At 50.0% G+C, this 2,274-nt stretch carries 2 protein-coding genes; both read left to right on the top strand.

Annotated features, from left to right (window positions below; translation table 11 throughout):
- Window positions 1-1,510 precede the first annotated feature (1,510 nt).
- Complete coding sequence (locus tag V6D20_06000) at window positions 1,511-2,056, top strand: hypothetical protein (protein HEY9815339.1); 546 nt, start codon at window positions 1,511-1,513, stop codon at window positions 2,054-2,056.
- 27 nt (window positions 2,057-2,083) lie between these two features.
- Window positions 2,084-2,274, top strand: a 191-nt coding sequence (locus V6D20_05995; GenBank protein HEY9815338.1) for a hypothetical protein, incomplete at its 3' end; no start/stop codon positions are given.

Here is a 2,274-nt window from a genome sequence, read left to right as displayed (position 1 = left end):
TTGTAGAGAACTGGTATAGACTACTCCGTACTAGACTAGACTAAACTATGTTCATTATTTGACGATGAGGGTCTACGTAGAGAATATATAATACTGTACTCGTAGTTGAGCAATAATGCTACAGTACAGCATCTTGTATCTTTATACAGTACTAGTATTTGACATTTGATTGCGTCATTCAATTTGGTGCTTTGACGAACATCAAAGAACACTATAGTGGTACAGTAGCGCCTAATACTCTACTAAGAGAGAGTATAGTACTATGTACTGCCATCACTAAACTCAAGATATCCCTGATCTTCTTCTTTGATTTCAGCCCAATTTCAATGAAGTATATACTGTACGATTGCTCAACTGTACTGTACTGTATTCAGGGTTCTGGGAAGTTGAGCTTCAAATTTTAATTCAGTTCGATCTTTGATCTTGCTCCAAAAAATGATAAATCGAGCCGTTCGCGCCTGCAGAGTATGTTTGAAATGACTGTCGTGACCGTTGAGCCATAGATGTAGAAGTCACTACCTGATCTTACGTAAACACGCCTGGCGATATAGAGGGCACGCTCAAGGATCGCAAGCCTCGTCATCCATCACCTTTTTCTTTGCAGCAAAAACGCGCGGTGCTATCGCACGTGGAGGCTGTCGAAAAATTGGTGGGCATCTTCGGTTGTTGGATTGCTGTTTCGATTCAACGCAAAGTGCGCTCTGTCGTCCATATTGTCATTATTATATGATTAGTCTATTCCTGCCTCCCCACAACAACAACAAGAAGTAGCAGCGGCATCGAAGAATCGCGATCACAGTTCTTGTTGGTTGATCTCAGGTTTTGGTTTGTAACGAATTGAATCAGACAAAGACGTCGTGCCACCGAGGATCTTTTTGAGCGACACCAAAAAAAGACTGCCTATTAAACGCGTGAGAACATCTAAGAGTCACTCACTGTCATATTCATCACTCCGAAAATTATTGTTTATCGAACAACAACAAAATAACAATGTCCAACCCGTTTGATCAGTTCGCAGCGGATTTCCAAGCCGCACTTCCATCTGGGGCCCCTGGTGCCGCGCCTCCTGCTCAAGCACCTGGTTCTTCGCCCTATGACAATGGCGGAAGCATCATGGCCCAACCACCTGCGCCAAAAGCACCGGTTATGAACCAACCAGTCATGAATAGTGGACCACCAGGAGGAGTTGGTGGTTATGGCGGTGGCTATGGAGGAGGACCGCCTCAGGGAGGACCAGGAGGATATGGCCAGCCGCCTCAATATGGTGGAATGCAGCAGCAACCACCAATGATGAATAGTATGAATGACATGGGAGGAGTCGGAGGAAATCCTGGAATGATGAGTTCTCAGCAATCACTAGGAATGGGATCCCAGCCGCCTCCTCAGCAGCAGCAGCAAGGACCAGGATCTACTTATGGTGGATTTGACCCAACACAGTCTTCCAATTCCATGGCACCACCACCGCCTTCGCCCGGTCGTGGCCAGCAACAGATGGGAGGACCTCCTTCGGATGCAGGAAATCCTTTTGGGAGTCCCAACGCTAGTGGATATGGAGCTCCACCACCATCGGATCAAAGTTATGGAGGTTTCCCTGGAAGTGAACAGGGACCTCCTGGACAGGCTCCACCGCCACCTCCTGGACAGCAGCAGCAATCAGGTGGATTTCCTGGAGGCCTGCAGCAACCCGGTCAAAACCAACCGGGTGGATTCCCTGGAGGCCCGCCAGCTCCTTCCGATAGTTATGGTGGATTTGGAGGCCCTCCTCCCGGTCAACCACAGCCAAATTATGGAGCCCCTCCACCACCATCGGACCAAAGTTTTGGCGGTGGGCCACCTCCTGGACAACAACCTGGATACGGCGGTCCAAATGATCCTTATGGAGCTGGAGGAGCTCCTGATTTTGGGGCACCACCACCACCTCAACAGCAAAGTGGGTATGGAGGACCACCACCACCCAGCAATGATCCTTATGGCTCTGGCTATGGAGCTCCTCCTGGCCCTGGAGGCGCTGATTTGTATGCCGATCCTTGGTCGGATCCCAATGCGGGTGCTCTAGTTCCGGCCCAGCAGCAATCCAACCCCTATGCTGGATACGGCCCACCTCCTGGCCAATCTCAAGCCATTCAGCCTTATGGAGGTCCGCCGCCACCTGCTGCCGATCCATTTTCGGTTTTTGAGCAACAACAGGCTCCACCGCCAGCGGCTCCTTATGGACATCCTCAACAGCCAAATCAGCAGCAATTGGTACCTGCGGGTGGCCCTCCCCCATCCAAT

The organism is Candidatus Obscuribacterales bacterium, assembly GCA_036703605.1.
In the GTDB taxonomy this organism is placed as follows: domain Bacteria; phylum Cyanobacteriota; class Cyanobacteriia; order RECH01; family RECH01; genus RECH01.
Note: the sequence above shows the minus strand (reverse complement) of the source record. Positions and strands in the feature narration are given on the sequence as shown.